Annotated in this window: 19 protein-coding genes; 13 read left to right on the top strand and 6 right to left on the bottom strand. The window is 38.2% G+C overall.

Annotation, left to right across the window (positions count from 1 at the left end; genetic code table 11):
- Positions 1–4: 4 nt before the first annotated feature.
- Entirely contained in the window at positions 5–1,735 is a 1,731-nt protein-coding gene (locus ACFJGY_RS02480) for a T9SS type A sorting domain-containing protein (protein WP_379967794.1), read from the bottom strand.
- Positions 1,736–2,010: 275 nt separating this feature from the next.
- On the opposite strand from ACFJGY_RS02480, the gene ACFJGY_RS02475 reads away from it, so the two are divergent.
- From ACFJGY_RS02475 to ACFJGY_RS02460, 4 genes are all read left to right on the top strand, one after another.
- Complete coding sequence (locus ACFJGY_RS02475) at positions 2,011–2,691, top strand: carbonic anhydrase (protein ID WP_379967792.1); 681 nt, start codon at positions 2,011–2,013, stop codon at positions 2,689–2,691.
- 9 nt (positions 2,692–2,700) lie between these two features.
- Entirely contained in the window at positions 2,701–2,994 is a 294-nt protein-coding gene (locus ACFJGY_RS02470; RefSeq protein ID WP_379967790.1) for a hypothetical protein, read from the top strand.
- Positions 2,995–3,131: 137 nt separating this feature from the next.
- A complete protein-coding gene (locus ACFJGY_RS02465) occupies positions 3,132–4,727 on the top strand; it encodes a SulP family inorganic anion transporter (RefSeq protein ID WP_379967788.1) in 1,596 nt (531 codons plus the stop codon).
- Positions 4,728–4,850: 123 nt separating this feature from the next.
- Positions 4,851–5,486 (top strand): carbonic anhydrase family protein, encoded by a 636-nt coding sequence (locus ACFJGY_RS02460; protein ID WP_379967786.1) that lies wholly within the window; start codon positions 4,851–4,853, stop codon positions 5,484–5,486.
- A gap of 61 nt (positions 5,487–5,547) precedes the next feature.
- Here ACFJGY_RS02460 and pth read toward each other — a convergent pair whose 3' ends face one another.
- The 4 genes from pth to mfd form a co-directional block, all read right to left on the bottom strand.
- On the bottom strand, positions 5,548–6,111 hold the full coding sequence (gene pth, locus ACFJGY_RS02455) for an aminoacyl-tRNA hydrolase (protein ID WP_379967784.1): 564 nt from the start codon (positions 6,109–6,111) through the stop codon (positions 5,548–5,550).
- A gap of 8 nt (positions 6,112–6,119) precedes the next feature.
- Complete coding sequence (locus ACFJGY_RS02450; protein WP_379967782.1) at positions 6,120–6,968, bottom strand: hypothetical protein; 849 nt, start codon at positions 6,966–6,968, stop codon at positions 6,120–6,122.
- Between the two features lie 71 nt (positions 6,969–7,039).
- The gene (locus ACFJGY_RS02445; protein WP_379967780.1) at positions 7,040–7,975 is read right to left on the bottom strand and encodes a hypothetical protein; all 936 of its coding nucleotides are present in this window, start codon (positions 7,973–7,975) and stop codon (positions 7,040–7,042) included.
- A gap of 50 nt (positions 7,976–8,025) precedes the next feature.
- Entirely contained in the window at positions 8,026–11,376 is a 3,351-nt protein-coding gene (gene mfd / locus ACFJGY_RS02440) for a transcription-repair coupling factor (RefSeq protein ID WP_379967778.1), read from the bottom strand.
- 266 nt (positions 11,377–11,642) lie between these two features.
- On the opposite strand from mfd, the gene ACFJGY_RS02435 reads away from it, so the two are divergent.
- From ACFJGY_RS02435 to ACFJGY_RS02395, 9 genes are all read left to right on the top strand, one after another.
- Positions 11,643–12,254, top strand: a complete 612-nt coding sequence (locus tag ACFJGY_RS02435; RefSeq protein WP_379967776.1) for a hypothetical protein — start codon at positions 11,643–11,645, stop codon at positions 12,252–12,254.
- A 382-nt stretch (positions 12,255–12,636) separates the two neighbouring features.
- On the top strand, positions 12,637–14,082 hold the full coding sequence (locus tag ACFJGY_RS02430) for an Ig-like domain-containing protein (protein ID WP_379967774.1): 1,446 nt from the start codon (positions 12,637–12,639) through the stop codon (positions 14,080–14,082).
- Positions 13,995–15,842, top strand: a complete 1,848-nt coding sequence (locus ACFJGY_RS02425) for an Ig-like domain-containing protein (RefSeq protein WP_379967772.1) — start codon at positions 13,995–13,997, stop codon at positions 15,840–15,842. Before ACFJGY_RS02430 ends, ACFJGY_RS02425 begins: the two co-directional genes overlap by 88 nt.
- Positions 15,843–15,892: 50 nt before the next feature.
- Positions 15,893–16,729, top strand: coding sequence for a hypothetical protein (locus ACFJGY_RS02420; protein WP_379967770.1), 837 nt, complete (start codon positions 15,893–15,895; stop codon positions 16,727–16,729).
- A gap of 79 nt (positions 16,730–16,808) precedes the next feature.
- Positions 16,809–17,336: a hypothetical protein gene (locus tag ACFJGY_RS02415; RefSeq protein WP_379967768.1), complete on the top strand. Its 528-nt coding sequence runs from the start codon at positions 16,809–16,811 to the stop codon at positions 17,334–17,336.
- Between the two features lie 145 nt (positions 17,337–17,481).
- A complete protein-coding gene (locus ACFJGY_RS02410) occupies positions 17,482–17,859 on the top strand; it encodes a hypothetical protein (RefSeq protein WP_379967766.1) in 378 nt (125 codons plus the stop codon).
- Positions 17,856–18,470 carry a hypothetical protein gene (locus ACFJGY_RS02405; RefSeq protein WP_379967764.1) on the top strand — a complete coding sequence of 205 codons (615 nt, stop codon included), beginning with the start codon at positions 17,856–17,858 and terminating at the stop codon, positions 18,468–18,470. Before ACFJGY_RS02410 ends, ACFJGY_RS02405 begins: the two co-directional genes overlap by 4 nt.
- A 106-nt stretch (positions 18,471–18,576) precedes the next feature.
- Positions 18,577–18,876 carry a hypothetical protein gene (locus ACFJGY_RS02400; RefSeq protein WP_379967762.1) on the top strand — a complete coding sequence of 100 codons (300 nt, stop codon included), beginning with the start codon at positions 18,577–18,579 and terminating at the stop codon, positions 18,874–18,876.
- A 104-nt stretch (positions 18,877–18,980) separates the two neighbouring features.
- Positions 18,981–19,325 carry a hypothetical protein gene (locus ACFJGY_RS02395; RefSeq protein WP_379967760.1) on the top strand — a complete coding sequence of 115 codons (345 nt, stop codon included), beginning with the start codon at positions 18,981–18,983 and terminating at the stop codon, positions 19,323–19,325.
- Between the two features lie 54 nt (positions 19,326–19,379).
- Here ACFJGY_RS02395 and ACFJGY_RS02390 read toward each other — a convergent pair whose 3' ends face one another.
- Positions 19,380–21,389 carry a hypothetical protein gene (locus ACFJGY_RS02390; RefSeq protein WP_379967758.1) on the bottom strand — a complete coding sequence of 670 codons (2,010 nt, stop codon included), beginning with the start codon at positions 21,387–21,389 and terminating at the stop codon, positions 19,380–19,382.
- Positions 21,390–21,403: the final 14 nt, after the last annotated feature.

The raw sequence follows: 21,403 nt of genomic DNA, 5'->3' as shown, positions 1-21,403 counted from the left end.
TGTGTTATTCTTTCACGATTTTAGTTGATAGTTTTTTATTTGTGTTTGTTGTGGCGTTGATGATGTAAACACCCTGCGGAAGCTTACTGGTGTTCACCTTCGTCACTTTGTTCCTGGTCTGGAGTTGCTGAAGAACCCTGCCGGTCATATCATAAAGATAGATATCCGCATTCTCGAAGTCCACTCCGATCTCTACATAACAGTAATCTTTCACAGGATTTGGATAGATCTGGATGTCTTTGTTTTCAATCAGATCTTCCAGCTGTTTGTCCTCCAGCTTTACGATTTTCCAGTTTTCTTTGCCCAATTCCTCAGCACTTGTGCCCGCCAAAATGTAGGATCCGTCTCTGTTCAGGGTTGCCGATACCAGTCTTTCTTCATTCTTTTTCTCATTACCTTCAACATATTTCCGCCAGACTTCCTTACCGTTTCTGTCGATGTAAAGCATCCAGAAAGTCTCGTCGTTTCTCTGAACTTTGCCTTCACTCTGGGTGTAACCACCAATCAAAAATCCCTTGGTGGTTGGCTGATGGTTGTCGGTTGATGGGTTTTTAATCGTGTTCAGTGACATCAGAACATCCCTGTTCTTGAAGTTGTAAGACTGCTGCCACACTTCATTGCCGTCCTGATCCAAAGACAACAGCCAAAGGTCCGTGCCTTCTTCCAATTTTGCTCTCTTGTTGCCCGAAGTCTGGGAACGGCTTTCTCCTCCGATGATATATCCTGAGTCCGTCAAAGCCATTGTCCGGATATGGTCATCCTCACTGCCACCGAAGTTCTTCTCCCATTGGACTGCGCCGTTCTTGTCCAGCTTCACAATCCAGTAATCTCCTTCACCATAATTTCCATAGGCTTTTCCGTAGAAATTGATGTCATAAGATTCGGTGGCGTTCTGATTATTTGGATTTGATGAATTTTGATTGTTTGTTGATGATGATTGAGAGTTTGAAGATGAATTGTTATTCGTTGAGTTTAAATTTAAACCTGAATTTTGAGATAACAGGTCTTTGGAACTGATCTTCGATTTTGGCTGTCCTTCATTAACACCACTTCTGGAATAGATGCCCATCAGGACGCCGCCGTCTGTTGTCGGGATTACTTTCTCAACTTCATCCAGGCCTTTTCCTCCAAGAATTAACTGGTTAATTATTTTTCCGGTTTTATCCAGTTTCACTACCATCACATCTTTGGATCCATAACCAAGTTTCGGATGATTGGTGCTTCCCACAACCACAAATCCTTTGTCCATCGTCTGCGTCACAGATCTTGCTTCTTCGGAATATCGCGTGCCAATGGTTTTCTGCCACTCTTCCTCGCCATTTTCATTGACTTTGATGATCCACATATCCGAGGATCCGTTGGATTTTTCTTTCTTATCCAATGACAATGATGAATACGACGTTCCGGCCAATAAAAATCCACCTTCCTGGGTAGAGACGGTGGAACTGAGGTAATCGTGCTGGTTGCCGGAGAAATATCTCTCCCAGACTTTCTGACCCTGCTGGTCGAGTTTTAGAATATGGTAATCGTAACCTTTGTTTTGGTTGCTGCCAGTCGATGGATTTTGGTTGGTCTGAATGGATGATCCTGAAACAAGATACTGCCCGTCAACAGTGACTGCAAGCCCGGAGAGAAAATCCTGTGTCCCGGATTCTACATTCTTCTGCCAGCTTACTTTTTGGGCATGGGAATAGCTAAGGATCAACATCCCCATGCTGATATAAAGTTTTTTCATTGGTTTTGTTTTTTCAGTTGCGAACTTAATAATATTTTAACAAAATTTTAAATAAATTTTTATGTTTTTTATTATGTTAAGTAGAATTAACTCAACTAAAACACAATTTGTGGAAAGTAAACGGCAGATTATTTTGCTTGGTTCTAATATTAAACTTTGTTAAAATCTTCGTATTTTAAATTTTTAAAGTATATTTTTGTATTGTTATTGATTTAGTCTATCAATTTCGTAAAATAACTTTAGAGAAATAAATAATTATAACTCTGTAAATTATTATGGCAAAGTCATACGAAGATATTTTTGAAAACAACAAAAAATGGGTAGAGGCAAAACTTGCAGTCAACCCTGAGTATTTTCATGATCTTGCCAAAACACAACATCCTGATTATTTGTACATTGGATGTTCCGATAGCCGCGCAACTGCAGAGGAACTAATGGGCGTTGGACCAGGCGAAGTTTTTGTTCACAGAAACATTGCCAATGTTGTCAATACTTTGGATATGAGTTCTACAGCAGTAATCCAATACGCTGTTGAACATCTGAAAGTGAAACATATTATTGTTTGCGGACATTATAATTGCGGCGGTGTAAAAGCGGCAATGACTTCTCAGGATCTTGGTCTGATGAACCCCTGGCTTAGAACCATTCGCGATGTTTACAGACTTCACCAGGAAGAATTAGATTCAGTAACTGAAGAAGATAAGAAATACGACCGCCTTGTGGAACTGAATGTTCAGGAGCAATGCATCAACGTTATAAAAATGGCCTGCGTGCAGGAACGTTATATTTTAGACGAATATCCTATTGTTCACGGTTGGGTTTTCGATCTCAGAACCGGGAAAATTATTGATCTGGAAATCGATTTTGAAAAGATCCTCAAGGATATCCAAAAGATATATAATCTGACAGATTCTGACTGGGTGATGAGTAAAAAGAATAACAAAAACTTCATTTAAAAACTTTTTATGAAATTCTGGAGTATTATAACATTAACGATTTTTCTCAACTTTACGGCTCTTCCGGGGATTGCCGCAATGTTTGGCTGGGAATTACCGAGAACCAATGTTATAGTCAATGAAGAAGAACAGCACTCCAGCGCATTTTTTACCTTTGAAAAAACAATTCCCAAGACTCTGGACATCTATGACTATCTGAAGTTTTGTGAATCTGTTCCTGAGAAAAAAACAACCCCAAATTGGGAAGCCAATATCTACTTCTCCCCGTATCTCACGATATTTTCTCCGCCTCCTGAGGCTTAATCTGCATTTCGTTTTTCTATAAAACGTAATTCTTGTTTGCTGTTTTTAATTTACAGCAGGCTTTGTTCTGTATTAAGTCAATCAACATTTTTAAAGAATAATTGGTATTCACTATCAATGACTTCTGCTCTATTATTATGCAAAAATCAAAATCTTTGATTGGAGGGATCAAAGAAAATTTTCCTTCCGGTCTTGTCGTATTTCTTGTGGCATTGCCGCTTTGTCTTGGGATCGCCTTAGCATCTGGCGCACCACCATTGTCCGGTATTATTGCGGGCATTGTCGGCGGTATTGTTGTCGGTCTTATCAGTAATTCCAATATTTCTGTTTCTGGTCCGGCCGCTGGATTGACAGCAATTGTTCTGGTAGCGATCACAGATCTTGGTGCATTTGAGTTATTTCTTTGTGCGGGAATTATTGCGGGAATTATTCAGTTAATTTTAGGTTTTATCCGGGCTGGAAGTATCTCCAACTATTTCCCAAACAATGTGATCGAAGGTATGCTTGCGGGTATCGGAATTATTATTATCCTGAAACAGATTCCCCACGCATTAGGTTTTGACAGTGATTATGAAGGGCACGAATCGATTTTTGATAAAGGTCTTAATTTCGAATATTTCACAGAATTATTTGGCGCAATCACACCGGGAGCAATTATTGTAACGCTGGTTTCAGTTGCTATTTTGCTGGCTTGGGATAACATTACCATCCTTAAAAGACTGAAGTTGTTACCAGGCGCACTAGTCGCCGTAATTACAGGAATTTTATTAAATGAGTTCTTTAAATTAACAGGAAGTTCTCTGGCAATTTCTGATAAACATCTGGTAACATTGCCAACACCTTCATCATTAGAAGGTTTTAAAAACCTCATCACTTTTCCCGATTTCAATGGGTTTGCCAATCCTAAAGTCTGGATCACAGGTGCTACGATCGCTATTGTGGCCTCGATAGAGACTTTGCTTTGCATAGAAGCGTCTGACAGACTTGATGTGAGAAGAAGAATCACAGACACCAATCTGGAATTGAAAGCTCAGGGAATCGGCAATATTGTAAGTTCCTTTATAGGAGGATTGCCAATGACATCTGTTGTGGTAAGAAGTTCTGCCAACGCAAATGCCGGCGCAACTTCCAAATTATCTGCTATTATTCACGGTGTTTTATTGCTGATATGTGTATTATCAATTCCTTTTATATTGAATCTGATTCCTTTGGCAACATTGGCAGCAGTTCTGATTTTAGTTGGGTACAAACTGGCAAAACCGGCAACCTTCAAACATTTCTGGTATAATGGTAAATATCAGTTCATTCCTTTTGTTGCAACCGTTGTCGCAGTTGTGGGAACCGATCTGCTGAAAGGTGTTGGAATCGGATTATTGATATCGGTTTTCTACATTCTTCAGGGAAATATGAAGCGTGCCTATTATCTGAGCCGGAAAACACTGGATGAAGCAGATGAGATCACCATAAAATTAGCAGAAGAAGTTTCTTTCCTGAACAAAGCAGCCATCAAGAAAACACTGAAAAACGTAAAATCCGGCTCCAAAGTCATCATTGATGCAAAAACAACCTCTTACATCACGACAGATGTTCTGGAGATGATCCAGGACTTTGCCAATGTAAGAGCAAAAGAAGAAGATATAGAAGTTGAACTCATCGGCTTCAAAACGTCTTACAGAGACTATGCGAGCGATGAAGATTCGCACGTTGTCGTCAATCACAAAAGGGCAATGTAAGTAGCTGATGGCGGTTGGCTTTTTGCTGATGGCTTTAAATTCAATACGATTTAATTAAAAAAATATTGACAGACACTTACATTCCCTCTAATCATTAACACTTTATTAAAATTTAAAAACAATATGAAAGCACATACATTCGAAACACAAACGACCATTACACCTGAAAAAGCATTAAATATATTAAAAGAAGGAAACCAGAGATTTGTAAATAATCTTAAAGCGAACAGAGATCTTTTGGCTCAGGTAAATGACACGCGTGAAGGACAATGGCCGTTTGCTGTAGTTTTGAGCTGTATCGACAGCCGTACTTCTGCCGAACTGATCTTTGACCAGGGATTGGGGGATATTTTCAGCGTTAGAATTGCTGGTAACTTCGTGAATCAGGACATTCTTGGATCTATGGAATTTGGCTGCAATGTTGCCGGTTCCAAGCTTGTTGTAGTTCTTGGGCATACCAAATGCGGCGCTCTGAAAGGCGGACTGGACTCAGCGCAGATTGAACCTATGGGAATGGAAAACCTCAATCACCTCATTGGTCATTTTGATCACATCATCAAAGATATTATCAAAGATGGTGAAGAACGTTCTTCTAAAAATGAGGATCTTTTGGAAAGGCTGAATCAGCATAATGTAAAACACGCTATCGAAGATATTCGTAATAATAGCACGACACTTAAAAGCCTTGAAGACGAAGGTAAAATTAAAATCGTGGGCGCAAATTATGATGTAGAAACGGGCGTGGTGACCTGGATATAAAGCATCTTTTTTTTCATACAATTAATTAGGTTGCAGGCCGGGTAATTTTTATCCGGCTTGCTTATTTCCCATTAAAAGCAGTCATTGTATTTTGAACACCAGCGAAGACGAATGATAATGCTGCCTGAGAAAACTTTTCGATTCTTTCCTGTAATATTTCTTTCTCAGTCTCGTTCCATTGTCCCAAGACATAATCCACCTGCTGACCTTCTTTGAATTCTGCAGCGATCCCAAAACGGAGTCTTGTGTATTGATTGTTATTGAGAACAGCTTCGATATTTCTAAGCCCGTTGTGACCGCCGTGACTTCCTTTCATTTTCATTCTCAAAGAACCGAAAGGCAAAGCGAGGTCATCAGCAATAATCAAAACATTTTCAAGAGGAATATTTTCTTTCTGCATCCAGAATTTGACAGCATTTCCGGAAAGGTTGACATAAGTATCTGGCTTGAGAATGAATACTTTTCTGCCCTTATATTTTCCTTCCGCCAGAAGTCCGAAGTTAGAAGATTTGAAAGGTGCTTCTATTTTCTCGGCAATTTTCTCAGCCACTTTGAAACCGATATTATGTCGGGTTTCTGCATATTCTTCCCCTTTGTTTCCAATACCGACAATAAGATATTTCATCAGGAATTTTATTGATATTTGTAAGAAATATATTCGTCTCCCGTCGTACTTTTTATTGGATAATTTTCACTATCGTAAGTGTGTGTGAAACTCATTACTTCACCAGATGCACCGGTATTGGAAATTGTTATTTTCTCAAAATTATTAGCAGAAAGATAAGCACCTCCTTGCGGACCAATTCCTGCCAAAAGAAGAATATATTCTGTAGGAAGGAGTTTGTACGGCGATTTTTTTGTGTCGTAAGTAAAAGCTATAGACTGCTCCTCGGGCATCATTACCAATTCTCCCGTAACAGGATCATAAATTCCGTTTTTGATGACAGATTTGGTCATATTCTCACCTTGATACTGGTAACTTGTTTCCAGATAAGATTTAATAGGGACCGGTATAGAAAACTCTTGAATAGCAGCTACTTTTACAAGTTTTCCTCCGTTAAAAGTATAGGTTGAAGTAATTTTTGCGACGCCTGCAAAAGTGGTAACAACTTTTGAAACATTCGCTCCTGAATATTCAAAAACAGATGTCTGTCCGGAATTAGAAACTTTTGAGATTTTGTTGCTGCTGTTGTAATCAATTTTAGTTGTTTCGCCAGAATCATCTTTGTAAGAAATCAATTTTGTTCCAGAGTAACTGTAAACTATATTACTATCTTCAAACTGTCCCGTATCTTCATCTTTAAGATGGGAGATCATTTGTTTTAATTGTCTGGATGTTGAACCTCCTGTTCCGCCTGTATTGGTGTTCGGGTTGTAATCTACACCAATCAAGAAATCGCCATTGTTATCCTGACTTGGATCGCAAGAAGCTAATGTAAAGACTCCGAATAAAATAGAGAAATAGTATATTATGTTTTTCATTGATTGTTTTTCTATTCGCAAAGTTAGTTTTTTTAAATAAATTATTTAGTTCAATTTTTAATTGAAGATGATTACTTATAATCGATGTTTTCTGTAGAATTTTGGCTTTTAAGCTTATTCGTTTCTTCAAGATAAATCTTTAGTTGTTTTTCATTAAAAGTTCCGTTTCGTCTGTAAATTTCAATTCTCCTTTTGACTTCAGAATCGTAATATTTTTTGAAACTGTCATTTGTTTCTGATTTACGCCACAATGTAAAATATTCACAGACATTTCCCAGAAGATCATTTAATTCTTCCGTTGTTCTTTCATCCACATTATTAGCAAATGAGGTTACAGAGCAATACATCGGCATTTCATCAGTCTCTATTTTTTTATAAAAGTCTTTGTATTTATCGTCAATTAAATATTCGATCTGCTCTTTATTAAAATAGATATCTTCATTAATATCCTTTAATATAACGAAATTAGCAGAACTATTATTTTTATTAAAGATGTAATTTGCATAAACAACAACTTCCCCTTTCCCCAAACCCGGTGAAATTCCGAAATTTTCAGAAAGATAGAAAAGTGCCGGCTCAGAATAATCAATTCCGTCGTTCAGACTTGCAATAAAAAGGTCTATTTTGGTTCCGTCTTTGTCTATTGCAATTCTCTTTTCCAGGTTTTTGAAAGATTTATAATCATACAAAGTATCAGAAGCTTTTTTAAAAGACCTGATGGGAGACTCTGCACGAAAAGTTGTAAATCCGTTAGCTGCAGCATATTTCTTATTGTAAAGAACGCCGTCCATCCTGTACATATTTTTCCGGTAAGCGTAATAGAAATTGATGGTATTTCTAATGAATCTTTTATCAGAATCAAAATCGATGGAATATACAGGAACGCTTTTATCCTTAGAATTAAATCGCACGGAAACGCCGCTCAAACTATCCGCTTCACTAAGGAAAGTCATTTCTTTATCATAATGGTATTTCATAATCTGAGCATTATAAAAAGAAACTGTCATTATGAATAACAGGAGAATAAATTTCTTTTTATTGAATATAGAACGGTTCATTAATGATTCAAAATCCTGTTCAAAACCAGATTCACCTCATCCACATTTTTCACGTGATCTTTCCGCATCATCAGCTGGTTGTTTTTTTCTTTTAACGTGGCTTCCTTCGGATTTTGTGTGAGGTAAGCAATTATTTTTTTGAATTTGTCACTTTGATAAAATTTATCCTGAGGATTCGCAGGAAAATACCCAAGGAAAACTTTGTTCTTCACAACCAGTTTATCAAATCCAATTTCTGCAGCCAGCCATTTCAATTCCACAGATTTCAACAAATTAATGGCTTCATCCGGTAATTCTCCAAATCTGTCTTTCAGTTCATTTTCAAAAGCTGTAAGGTCTATGGCATTATTAATTTCAGCCAATTTCTGATATAATGACAATCTTTCCTCCGTCGAGCTTACGTAATGATCAGGCAGCATTAGTTCCAAATCTGTATCGATGTTAACTTCTTTCGTCGATTTGAATAATTTCTGACGGTCTTCCTCATTTTCAAAGAGATCTTCAAAGTCTTCATCATCCTTCAATTCTTCCAAAGCTTCCTGCATCATTTTCTGATAGGTCTCAAATCCCATTTCATTAATGAAACCACTTTGTTCCGCACCAAGCAAATCGCCTGCGCCACGGATTTCCAAATCCTTCATCGCAATCTGGAATCCACTTCCCAGATCCGAAAATTGTTCAATCGCTTCCAGACGTTTTCTTGCATCGGAAGTCATCATATCAAACGGTGGCGTGATCAGATAACAGAACGCTTTTCTGTTACTCCGCCCTACTCTTCCACGCATCTGGTGAACATCTGCCATTCCAAATCGGTGAGCGTCATTAATGAAAATCGTATTCGCATTCGGGACATCTACTCCACTTTCGATGATGGTTGTAGCGACCAGCACGTCGTATTTGCCATTCATAAAATCGAGGACATTTTGCTCCAATTGTTTGCCTTCCATCTGCCCGTGACCGATAACGACTTTTGCATCAGGAACTAATCTTTGGATCAATCCGGCAATATCTTTTAGGTTTTCAATTCTGTTGTTAATAAAATAAACCTGCCCGTCACGCTGAAGTTCATAAGAAACCGCATCACGGATAATTTCTTCGCTGAAGCCAATGATACTCGTATCCACAGGCTGACGATTTGGCGGTGGCGTTTTGATCACCGAAAGATCTCGTGCAGCCATCAACGAAAACTGTAAAGTCCGTGGAATAGGTGTAGCCGTCAATGTCAGCGTATCGACATTGGTTTTCATCGTCTTCAGTTTATCTTTTACCGAAACGCCAAATTTATGTTCTTCATCAATGATCAATAAACCCAAATTTTTGAATTTCACTTTCTCCGAAGCCAATTGATGTGTTCCAATGACAATATCGATTTTTCCATCTTTAAGGCCAGCAATCGTTTCGGATTTTTGTTTTGCCGTTCTGAATCTGTTCAAATAAGAAATATTGACCGGAAAATCCTTCAATCGTTCTTTGAAACTTCTGTAATGCTGAAAAGCAAGAATTGTTGTCGGAACCAGAATCGCAACTTGTTTGCTGTCAGTCGCTGCTTTGAAGGCCGCACGAATCGCAATTTCCGTTTTCCCGAAACCTACATCGCCACAGATCAGACGATCCATCACGCCTTCGTCTTCCATATCGCGTTTCACATCGAAAGTCGCTTTTTCCTGATCGGGCGTGTCTTCGTAGAGGAAACTCGCTTCCAACTCATTTTGAAGGTAAGAATCCGGTGAATATTGGAATCCTTTCGCCGTTTTTCTTTGAGCGTAAAGTTTTATTAAGTCAAATGCAATCTGTTTGACTTTCGCTTTTGTCTTCTGTTTCAGCGACTTCCAGGCTGGCGAACCAAGCTTGCTGAGGACGATTTCCTTTCCGTCTGGTCCGTTGTATTTTGAAATTTTATGAAGGGAATGAATACTTACATAAAGCAAATCTCCATTTTTATAAACCAGTTTGAAACATTCCTGAATTTTCCCATCATTATTGACCTTCACCAAGCCCATAAATTTTCCAATCCCGTGATCGATGTGCGCAATGTAATCGCCGATTTTCAAAGACATCAAGTCCTTTAATGTCAGCTGTTCGGATTTCGCAAACGTATCTTTGGATTTGTAACGCTGATAACGGTCAAAAATCTGATGATCCGTATAAACCAGAATTTTATGATCAAGATCCACAAAACCCTGATGAAGCTCGGATTTGAAACTTTTAAAAGGAATCTGATGTTCCAACTCTTCAAAGATCGATTGTAATCTTTCCCTCTGTTTTTCGGATGAGAAAGAAATCCACGTGTCGAAACCCAGAATTTGTTTTTCTTCTAAATCCTCAATCAACAATTCAAAATTCTTATGGAAACTTGGTTGTTGTGTTTGGTTGAGTTCCAAAGTTTTAACCTTCGGAAGGTCAAATACTTGAGAACTGAAATCGATGGTTTTGAATTTGATCAGTTTATTCTGAAATTCATTTTCGGAGATGAAAAGTTCCTGCGGCGTTCTATGTTTGATATCTTTGCTGAGAGTCTCAAATTGTTCCAATGATTTTTCGTAGAAATTCTTGACTTTCTTCACACCAAGAAACAAATTTTTTGAAGTGACGATAGTATTGTCAGAAAGTAATTCGAAGAACGAAACCTTATTTCCCGAAACCGAAAAATTCATATTGGAAACCAACTGGAATTCCTGGATTTTATCTAAGGAAAGTTGAGATTCTATATCAAAAGTTTTAATGCTTTCTACCTCGTTTCCAAAAAATGTGATTCGATAAGGTTTCTCGTTAGAAAAAGAAAAAACATCTACAATTCCGCCACGGACAGAGAATTCTCCCGGCTCGGAAACAAAATCTGTTTGATTGAACTGGTAATGATTCAGCAGCTCATCCACAAAATCAAAATCCAGTTGATCGCCAACTGTAATCTGATGAGAGATCGCTTTGAAATCTTCTTTCTTCAGAACTTTTTCTGATAATGCGCCAACGTAAGCCACAATCACTTTCGGAGATTTTCCGGAATTCAGTTTATTGATCACTTCGGTTCTCAAAACCAAATTCGCATTCTGGGTTTTCTCAACCTGGTAAGGTTCCAAATGCGTCGCCGGAAAATATAGCACGTTTTCTTTCCCGATCAGGTCTTCCATTTCTGAGTTCACATAAAGCGCATCCTCCTTGTCATCCACGATGAAAAGAATATTTTTCTTTTGAGTCAAAAACAATTCTGCAGTGAAAATAGAAACGGTCGAACCAGCACTTCCTTTCACAGAAATATGCTGATTGCTATCTAATTGCGAAAATATCTCATTTCCGAATTCTTTCTTAAGAAGGTCAGGAAGCAGATTTTCATTGATTTTTTTTAATTCCATTATGAAATATATGTAAACAGGAAAACGATTCCGAGGATGTTCCCGGAATCGTAATTCGTTGCAAAAATACAAATTTTAAATTTCACAATGACAAGCTTGGCCCTCTATAATATGTTTGTTATAGATTTAAAAATCAATATAAAAACCAGCCAATTAATCATGTTTTGTAGATATATATCTACAACTATTCCCCTTGTAACTAGCATATTATGATATATTTTTGCCATCTGGTTTTAGCAGACCTATTTTTAATTTTTAAAGTTTCTATGATATACGTTTTCTTTAATAAAAGTAAGGTTAAGAATATAAGCAGTTCCTGTTTTTGTAACAGGAGTGTATATTGTCTTTTATTCTTCCTGTCTTTTATTTTCAACGGATATGCACAAGATTATGATAATGAAGGGGTCAATTCTAATATACCTGAAACAGATCTGCAAGAAAACGTATCTCAAAATAAAACCAAAATTTATATTACTGAAGGCACTAAATTATATGGCTTTGACAATCAGTCTTCAGTAGAAGTAGCTTATATAAGTGCTTCAAATAAAGAAAAAAAACATAAAACTGAAGCTAGAATTGCCAAGAAAGAAACCTTAGTAAAAAAGCGTAAAGCAGATGCTCCTATTGCAAAAAAAATAAATTACATATACTCTAAAAATTCAAAACATCAATTTGTTCTTTTAGAAAGTAAAGTTATTGCAGGATTAGGAGGAAGCAAGGATTCAAAAAAACAGTATATTATTAGGAATTCCAATTCTCATGTATATTCTTTTGCCTTTCAGGAATATAATTACAATACACTATTCCTAAAAAATAATCTACCAACAGTTTACAAATTTACAGAATCTATAAGACCTCCTCCTGTCTTCTTTGCCTAGTTGTACAAGTGAATTTTATAGTAACACCTTCGGTTTACTACTATAAATTTAATTTCAACTTGGCATCATAAAGAGTCCTATTCTTATTGGTTATAATAGCCAATAGGCTATAATAAACTAGGCCTTTTTATCTCATCTGCAATCAAGAAATGTAAAATTTTTCACTTCAACCATTTTCACTTTTATAATGCAATAATAGATTTATAACATCTATTAATTTAAATGATTTTGCATTAAACAGTATATGGTCAGCTTTTAAAGATTACAGTATATATTCTCTTGGCTACGTGGTGTAAACAATTATAAATCTTTGCAAACAATCACAATCCAGGCCTTTGATCGGCTAGTATTGAAAGATTACCTTATTAAAAAAAATTCACAAATGATAAAAAAACAATTAGAAAAAAATTTAAGTTTACGGTCCTATATCGGCAGTAAATTTACGAGCCGTCTTCGCACTGCTGTAGTCCTGCTTACCGGACTATTATCGGGCTTCGTCCCACAACAAATGACGGCTCAGCAACTCCCAAATCCAACGTGTAAGAAAGCATTTGATTATACAGGAGGTAATCAAACATTTACAGTTCCTGCCGGTGTAACCTCAATACGCTTTAAAGTTTGGGGTGCTGGCGGCGGCGGTAAAGATGGCGGTTATTATGATTATAGCGCCGGCGGCGGTGCTGGCGGTTATACTACCGCTGTTATGAATGTTACACCCGGTCAGACATTCACCGTAAGTGTAGGCCAAGGAGGTGCCATTAACTCTACTACTCCAACATATAACGGTGGCGGTGCCGGCGGCAAAGCGCTTCTTGGTTATGGCCGAGGAACGAACGGAAGCAGCGGTGGCGGCTATTCTGGTGTATTTACAGGAAGCACGCCAATCGTTATCGCAGGTGGTGGTGGTGGTGCTTCCCAGGGAGCAGACCAGGGAGGACCAAGCGCATCAAATCCATATCCTGCTACCGGAGGAGGAGGAGGCCTTATAGGCGGAGGCGGCGCATCTGTCTATGTAGGTGGCGGCGGAACACAAACTGCCGGTGGTGCAGGTGCAGGTCCGGGAGACGGTCCTGGCCAGGCAGGCTCATACCTCAATGGTGGCAGCGGAGGAAACGCTGTCTATCAATCTAATCCTGCTCCAGGCTCTAACGAAGGCGGCGGCGGCGGCGGCGGCGGTTATTACGGTGGCGGTGGCGGCGCTTCCCAAGGTTCAAATTACAACGGCGGCGGTGGCGGCGGTTCCTCATACTATGGGTATCCAGGACTGATTTCCCCGGGAACTCTCGCAGGAGGGGATTCCTTTGGCAATGTCGATAATGCCGTACCTGGTAATGGTTATGATCCGGATCGTGGAGGACTAGCAGGCGGGGTTAATCAAAATGGTAGAATTGTGATCGAATATGATTATAAAGCCACCATGACAGGTGTAAACGAATTATGCATAGGCTCTAGCTCTCAATTTTCAATTGTAGGCGTTACCAATCCTGGCGCTAGCTGGACATCTTCCAATCCCGGAGTGGCCTCGGTAACAGCCACTGGCCTTGTAAAAGGCCTTGCAGCGGGAACTACTACTATTACTTATTCGGATAATGTGATCTGCAGCATCTCTTATCTGGTAACCATAAAAGATTGTGCTTCCGACACCACCACGGTAGAGGGTGAGTGTAAACAAATATTTCCAAATGTTGGAGCCTATACATTTACAGTTCCTGCCGGTATTACCTCCATCACTATGAAGGCATGGGCGCAGGCGGCGGCGGAATCAATTATGGTTATACAGGAGCTACAGGTGGCGGTGGAGCTGGTGGCTATACCACCGCTAAAATGAATGTCACACCCGGCCAGGTGATATATTTAAGAGTAGGACAAGCGGGTGGCTACGCCGGAGGAGCTACATATGGCGGCGGCGGCGGCGCCGGCGCAATGGTTACCGGGTATAATGGAAACTACGGAAGCAGTGGCGGTGGCCTTTCGGGTGTATTTATGAGTAGTACAACCAGCACTCCTGTTATTATCGCCGGTGGCGGTGGTGGTGCTTCCCAGGGAGCAGATCAAGGAGGTGGCCAGTATCCCGGTGGTGGTGGTGGTGGTGGCCTTATTGGCGGCGGCGGCACTCCTTTTGTAGGCAAAGGCGGAACACAATCTGCAGGTGGTGCAGGTGCTACCGGAGGTGACAGTAACGGCTTAGCAGGCGGTCCTTTTCAAGGTGGTCGTGGAGGAAATGCCAACCCTCAATGTACTGGTTGGTTCTGTTGGAGTATAGGTTCTAACGAAGGCGGTGGCGGCGGCGGCGGCGGCTACTACGGTGGCGGCGGCGGTTCTGGTCAAGGTAGTAATTATAATGGCGGCGGTGGCGGCGGTTCTTCTTTCTACGCCTATCCAGGGCTGATCTCACCTAGCACTATTGCAGGAGAAAATGGATATGCGGGAAGTGATGGGGCTAAACCTGGAAACAGCTCAGATCCAGATCGTGGATCAACAGCAGGTAACGTAAACCAAAATGGTAGAATTGTTATCTCCTATTCCAGTTTAAAAACAGTTACGGGTGTAAACTCATTTTGTAAAGGTGCAAGCTCACAACTTACAAATTCAGATCCTAGCGCAACAGGAGTTACTTGGACTTCTTCCAATCCGGCTGTTGCTACAGTTAGTTCTACAGGATTAGTGCAAGGAGTTAGCGTAGGAAATGCGATAATCTCTTATCAGGACGCTGTGGTTTGTAAAATAGACTTCCCAGTAACCATAAAAGATTGTTCTGTTCCAAAAATCTGTTTATCATCTAAAGCATTGTTACAAGGTCCGTTGATTAATCTAACTGACGATTCTTATAATGCTTCACTTATAATGCGTGATGATTTGAGAGTAAATAATTTAATTCCCAGCACACAACCTTATACTGCAGCACCTTTCAATTATGCAGGAACAGAGACTATTGCTACACCAACAACTGTTTTAGCAGATTTAGGAAATAACTCTATTGTAGATTGGGTACTTGTAGAATTAAGAAGTGCTACAGACCCTACAGTTATTATAGATACCAGAGCCGGTTTATTACAAAGAGACGGAGATATTGTAGATGTAGACGGAACCTCATGTCTGAAGTTTAAGACTGATGCAAACGCTTCTTACTACGTAGCCGTAAGACATAGAAACCACCTGGGTGCTATGACTGCGACGCCTGTTGTATTTAACTCAGCCTCAACACAAGCGGATCTAACCACCTTGGCGCTTTATAAAAAATCAGGTGCTAAAGAAAATCCTGCTTTTACTGTAGGTGGTGCAAATGCACTTTGGGCAGGTGATCTGAATCAAGATGGTTTAATATTACTTTCTGGTAGCAGCGGAGGGTCAGACAATGATTCAAAAGTAATCTCTGAGGCTATTTTAAATAACCCTGGAAATACTTTCCATGCTTTAGGCTACTCATACAAAGCTTATGATAATGCAGATGCGAATATGAATGGTTTTGTACGATATAGTAATGCTGGGAATGATTTGTTAATTATTAACAAAAATATACTTGAAAACTCTGCTGGTAATATTTTTAAAGCAATAGGCTATTCACTATTCTTAACTAATCTACCTTAAATTATAATACTAATAAATAAAATAATATGAAACTATATACAAAACTTGCATTGTTTACATTGCTATTCATTGTAAGTTTAAACCTAAATGCACAAGCCTGGACGGCGAAATATCAGCTGGAAATGGGGCCTTCTACAACAGGACCTGTGACTTCCAGTTTTTATGCCCAGTGGCTGCCTACCAAAACCGGCACTAGCGGTGTTTTTACAGGTACTACTTTTTATGTTCTGATACCAGATGGCGTATCTTTTACAGCTACTGATGCCGGTACAGGTTCTTGGACTGTTGCTACAATAGGTACTGGTATTTGTGGGTATCAAGTGGTTCAATGTAATTTGGCTACACCTATTCTTACTTCCTTGTCCGTAACCGCAGGAGTTGCCATTAATTTAGTGAAATTTACAGTGAACGGCAGCTGTCCTGCAGGTACGGGAGTCCGATTCCTTTTAGATCCACCTTTCGGGACAGATCCGTGTCCCACTTTAGCTGCAGGTGGTATTATCAATGGTATTACACTTTCTACTAATCCTAGTAATGCTTATGACGGAATAGTAAACGGACCAACTAATCCTTTATTATGTCCTACTTTTTGTTACAAAGATCCGGCAACCGGAACTGGTATAGATAGTAATCACGGGATTACCCTTCTACAAAGAGCTGGTGCAGACAATGGCAATTGGCCGATAGTTAGAAAATCTGCCCTTACAGTACTGGAATCTAATTCCAAAGGCTTTGTAATTACGCGTATGACGACGGCACAAATTACCGGGATAGCCTCTCCTCAAGAAGGCATGATGGTTTATGATACTGATATGAAATGTTTAAAAATAAATTCAGATGGAACCACAGGTGGCTGGAGTTGCTTTAATACCGCAGCTTGCCCTTAATACTTCTAAAATTGGGGCGTTTTATAATTAATTGAATTTAAAACGCTCCATATTTAATAATTAAAAAAGACACAAAAAAATGAAAAAATTAATATTAGCAGTACTGTTAATAAGCATATCATTAGCAAATGCACAGGTCATCATTGGTGATGCTGTAGGCACGGCAAGTAATAAAACATCAGTATTATTAGAGTTTGCAGCAGGTCAAAACAAAGGAATCATTGTACCTTATGTGAGAACTCTTCCCACAAGCCCTACTCCGGGAACCATAATTTTAGATGCTACAACTGCAACTGCAGCCCGAATGAAATTTTATAATGGTACAGCCTGGCAGGATCTGAGTGGGCAGGATGGTAATGTAACCACAGCTTTAACAAGCCAGCCAACAGGAATCACAGAAACCGGAAAAAGTATCATTGGTGCAGACACCAGTCCCGCAGATGGTGTTTTAGTTTTAGAATCTACTAGCAAAGCAATGGTTTTACCTACAGTAACGGATGTACAGAATATACCAAGCCCTTCACCGGGAATGATGGTTTACGTAAAAGGTTCAACAAAGCTACTAGCTGTATATAATGGCAGCAAATGGAGTTTCTGGAAACCATAACAAAAAATAAATCATTTTTACCTAAATCACTTCTCCGGAAGTGATTTTTTAATTTTATAAGTCATTAATTGTTTTCATTAACGCAGATATACTATTTTTCAAAAAAATTAGTTTTAATTTTACATTCATTAAAACAAGTGCCAAATTGAAATTTTCTTTCAAAATATTATTTCTTTTCTGCCTGCTGTCAATTCTTTTCACACAATGTAAAGAAGATGACGCACAGATATTTCGGGCTTATGTGGAAGGAAAATTCACTTTTCCGGATGCGAAGTTTTTGCAGGACCCGGTTCATCTTGTCAATAACAAAAAGACTATCGCAGAAACTTACCCAAAAGAAAGTGGAAGTTTTGTTTTGGCAGGACCTTATGAAAAAGGCATTTATAAACTGCAGTTGAAAAATTTTAAAATTAAATCCTTTTCTACAGAAACTACGGGCTGCAAGATCTCCGCGGATTCTCTCAGCATCGAGATTCCGGACGGTGTGACCTATATTATCTTTAACGACATTACTTTGAAATGATAAAGAAATCTATATTGTTTTTTATTGTCATTTTTTCCATCTCGGTTTCTGCCCAGCGGAGAAAACAGGACTGGACAGAGAATGTTAAGTTTTCCGTAGATCCTCATTTTAAAGTAATGACAGCTTTGGGAGACAATTTCCTTCACGATGCTTTGGATTATTTTTACGGTTTTGGTATTGGACTTAATACAAATCTTTACAAAAATTTCGGATTGGGTGTTGAATATACTTACTTTCTTGCCAACATAAAAAAGCCCGAATTATTCGGATATCTTGGTGCACCGTCTATGAATAATTTTGACTGGTATGTTTTTCATAAAGACAAAATCACGGAAGATTTGTTTGTGGAAGAGGTCTTAGGTTACAGCACCTACCGGATGAAAAGTTCTTTTTTGGATAATTCCGGGAAATTCTCGGAAGGTAACGGCGGGATTAATTTCGGAGGAAAGGCAATCTATGTTTTGGACGCAGAAGGTGTTCAGGAGATCGTATTAGGTGGAAAACTCAATTTCTACAATGCTAAGATCGGCAATCAAAATCCGGATATTGAGAAGTATTATTCCAAAGCCACACTGCTGAATATCAGTCTTGCCTACCGTTTCAATTTTTAAGCAGATTTTAAGTTCTTATAATTTCTGGTTAAAGTTTTAAATTTCTCATTTTCAATTGTTATTTACTATAAATTTGCTTCAACAAAAACCAAAATATTAATCTGAAATGAAAAATTTATTAACAACATTGCTGCTTACTTTTGGAGTAGGATTGGCTACTGCGCAAGCTACACCGGCCGCAACGGCAAAAGCTGCGAAAACAGACGTTAAAGCGAAAACCGCAAAAACATCAGTAGAAGCTAAGGCCGCAAAAGTGGCAAATACTCCTGAGGTAAAAATGAAAAAAGACGGAACACCGGACAAACGATACAAAGCCGCAAAAACCCTGAAAAGGACGGAACGCCAGACAAGCGTTACAAGGCTAACAAGTAATTTATCTCGATCTTTGCAGAGAAGGATAATTTAATTTTTCATAACTTTTATTTTTTTAAGACTTTACAATTGTAAAGTCTTTTTATTTTTTGGTGTATGATTTGTTTATATAAAATTACAAATCCAAAAAATACTATTATGAATAATCCTAAACCCATGCTTACCCTTTCACAAGTCATGGAAAAGCTAAGACAAAAAGGAATTACGAAAGAAATTCTGATGAACGAGGACAAACAATTCGTTTTGCGAGATGAAGGTATTGTTTATAAACCTGAAGACCTAAAGATCATCCGGACTTACAGATTTGAAGGTGCGAGTGACCCGGCAGATAACGTGGCTTTATATCTTCTTCAGGATGTGTATGGCAACAAAGCAATGATCATTGATTCTTATGGTGCAGACAGCAATTATGAAGGACCTGAATTTGATGAGTTTCTGAAAAAAATTGAAGAAGATGAACAAAAAGAAGAATATGATTTTTAAATTTTATCTCTACATATAAAAAAACCTTCCAAGAAATGAGAAGGTTTTTTTATATTAAATCTTGATAATCAACAACGTTTTCTTGAGTCCGTCTTCTATTCCTTTCCAGTAGAAATTAAAGAATGACCGTTGTTTATTTCTTTCTACATAAATATCTACAGATTCCGGGAATTTCTGAGAATCTTTTTTAACCAGAAGATTGGCAACGCCTGATAAGAATTTCTTTTTTTCCTTGGTATCTTTATCCAGCAAACTCACTTTCAGATCCTTGTGAGTGATCTTGAACTGTCCGTTCATAATATCATTATTTCCTTTGAAATTATAATTGAGACTCGTAATTGTGCCTGTTGCCGTGATATTCATATAAGGTTTGATGAATGGTGTGATATCAACCGCTGGCAGATTATTAATATAGCCATTTATTGTAAAATTATCCCTCATATCTGCGGTATCAAAATTCCAGTTTACCAACATTGGTGAAGCATCCATAAAATGACAATTGATCCTTATAGGAACTTTCGTATCTGCGCCTTTTTTCTTATTGGAATTAAGGTTTCTGACATTCATATTAAAGTTTGTGAAGACCACTTTTCCCGGTCCGTTGGTATCCGGTTTATCTTCTTCGTACACCAATTTTGAGTTCACAAGATCAAGATTATCAACAATTAAAGGAAATTTTATGTTTCTTAATAATTTGGAATAGAGTAATTTCTGCTTCGGATTATCTTTTGGGATTTTGCTTCGGAAGATGTTGGCATCAACGTTTTCCAATTTTGCTGATTTCAAGTGAAGATCAAGTTCCTTTTCGAAAGTCCAGTCAACACCTGAGAGTTGAATCCTGTTTGCAGAGATATTGAACTGATCATCTTCCATCGGAATTGTTCTTACAAACTCGGCTCGTGACATTTTTGGAATCATTTTAAAATTCACCAAATCAATAGCTTGTGAAGCTATATTGAAGCTTGACAAACTCAGATTATAATATTTCCCGGAGTCATAGAAAAATCTATTTCCCGTGATCTTGTAATCACTGAATTTGAAGGGTAGTTTGTTCTTAGAGGTTTCTTCATCCATCAAAAAGTCTTTGACGTTCGCATCAAATTTTGCAATTGACAGAGAATTTGCTCCACTCGAATTCAATATCGATAGCTTTCCATTTTTAATGTCAACATTTCCAAAATTAAGATCAATGCCTTTCTTTTTCGGATTTTTTGATTTAATGACATTCTGATCCCTGTTTTGAATGACAAATTCGGGATTAACAAATTGAGCATTTTTTAAATTAAGTTTTGTCTTGTCAAAAACCAAATTGTCAAAAGAAACCTTTTTGCTTTTGATATTGAAGAGACTTTTTTGCTTTGTAAAACTCTTCTCCCAATCTTTGAAGTCAAGAATCGACTTTAGTTCAAAATCATTGATTTCCAATTGCCCATTATTTGTTTTTACATCAGAAGAGTTGATCGTATAAACATTACTGATTCTGGCAAAAAAATCTTTTGCTGTGATTTTGTAACTGTCTAGTGCAAAAGGCAATTCGTCCGGATTATCATTCAGGCTAAGATTTTTAACTTTGAGATTCAGATCTTTTGCGGCGAAGACTTTGGAATTATCCGGTTTTAAAACTTCTATATTTCCTTTCGTAATATCAATATTTCTGATGAGAAAAGGTGTTTTCTCTTTTACGGAATCCTCAACTTTAGGATTGGCTAAAATTATTTTGAGATTTGGATTTGTAAGCCTAATAGAATTGGTGTTAATCTGCTTGTTCTTAATCAAATCAATAATGCCTAATCTGCTGACATTCAAACCCTTTAAAAATCCATCAATCGCAATAACCTTTTTATCCGCAGGATTTTTTGACTTAATTACAATATCATCTGCTGAAATGCTTCCGCTGAGAATCTCGACATTCAATGTCTTGTAAGTGATTTGATAAGGTGTTTTATTTTTGATATAATCCGGAAGCTGATACTTGAGCCAAAGACTGAATCCTATATTCAAGATCAAGATAAGAAGCAAAATACTTCCAACAACAATTCCCGTAACTTTTAAAGTTTTTTTCATCTAATTATTTCTAA

Origin of the sequence: Epilithonimonas sp. UC225_85 (assembly GCF_042695135.1) — a bacterium.
Classification (GTDB): domain Bacteria; phylum Bacteroidota; class Bacteroidia; order Flavobacteriales; family Weeksellaceae; genus Epilithonimonas.
Note: the sequence above shows the minus strand (reverse complement) of the source record. Positions and strands in the feature narration are given on the sequence as shown.

What these genes read in the sequence shown, in the direction of transcription:
- ACFJGY_RS02400 (WP_379967762.1), top strand. Translation starts at nt 18,577, where the DNA reads ATGAAAAATTTATTAACAACATTGCTGCTTACTTTTGGAGTAGGATTG.
- ACFJGY_RS02465 (WP_379967788.1), top strand. Translation starts at nt 3,132, where the DNA reads ATGCAAAAATCAAAATCTTTGATTGGAGGGATCAAAGAAAATTTTCCT.
- ACFJGY_RS02390 (WP_379967758.1), bottom strand. Translation starts at nt 21,389, where the DNA reads ATGAAAAAAACTTTAAAAGTTACGGGAATTGTTGTTGGAAGTATTTTG.
- ACFJGY_RS02445 (WP_379967780.1), bottom strand. Translation starts at nt 7,975, where the DNA reads ATGACAGTTTCTTTTTATAATGCTCAGATTATGAAATACCATTATGAT.
- ACFJGY_RS02425 (WP_379967772.1), top strand. Translation starts at nt 13,995, where the DNA reads ATGGGCGCAGGCGGCGGCGGAATCAATTATGGTTATACAGGAGCTACA.
- ACFJGY_RS02415 (WP_379967768.1), top strand. Translation starts at nt 16,809, where the DNA reads ATGAAAAAATTAATATTAGCAGTACTGTTAATAAGCATATCATTAGCA.
- ACFJGY_RS02460 (WP_379967786.1), top strand. Translation starts at nt 4,851, where the DNA reads ATGAAAGCACATACATTCGAAACACAAACGACCATTACACCTGAAAAA.
- pth (WP_379967784.1), bottom strand. Translation starts at nt 6,111, where the DNA reads ATGAAATATCTTATTGTCGGTATTGGAAACAAAGGGGAAGAATATGCA.
- mfd (WP_379967778.1), bottom strand. Translation starts at nt 11,376, where the DNA reads ATGGAATTAAAAAAAATCAATGAAAATCTGCTTCCTGACCTTCTTAAG.
- ACFJGY_RS02435 (WP_379967776.1), top strand. Translation starts at nt 11,643, where the DNA reads ATGATATACGTTTTCTTTAATAAAAGTAAGGTTAAGAATATAAGCAGT.
- ACFJGY_RS02470 (WP_379967790.1), top strand. Translation starts at nt 2,701, where the DNA reads ATGAAATTCTGGAGTATTATAACATTAACGATTTTTCTCAACTTTACG.
- ACFJGY_RS02480 (WP_379967794.1), bottom strand. Translation starts at nt 1,735, where the DNA reads ATGAAAAAACTTTATATCAGCATGGGGATGTTGATCCTTAGCTATTCC.
- ACFJGY_RS02405 (WP_379967764.1), top strand. Translation starts at nt 17,856, where the DNA reads ATGATAAAGAAATCTATATTGTTTTTTATTGTCATTTTTTCCATCTCG.
- ACFJGY_RS02395 (WP_379967760.1), top strand. Translation starts at nt 18,981, where the DNA reads ATGAATAATCCTAAACCCATGCTTACCCTTTCACAAGTCATGGAAAAG.
- ACFJGY_RS02430 (WP_379967774.1), top strand. Translation starts at nt 12,637, where the DNA reads ATGATAAAAAAACAATTAGAAAAAAATTTAAGTTTACGGTCCTATATC.
- ACFJGY_RS02475 (WP_379967792.1), top strand. Translation starts at nt 2,011, where the DNA reads ATGGCAAAGTCATACGAAGATATTTTTGAAAACAACAAAAAATGGGTA.
- ACFJGY_RS02450 (WP_379967782.1), bottom strand. Translation starts at nt 6,968, where the DNA reads ATGAAAAACATAATATACTATTTCTCTATTTTATTCGGAGTCTTTACA.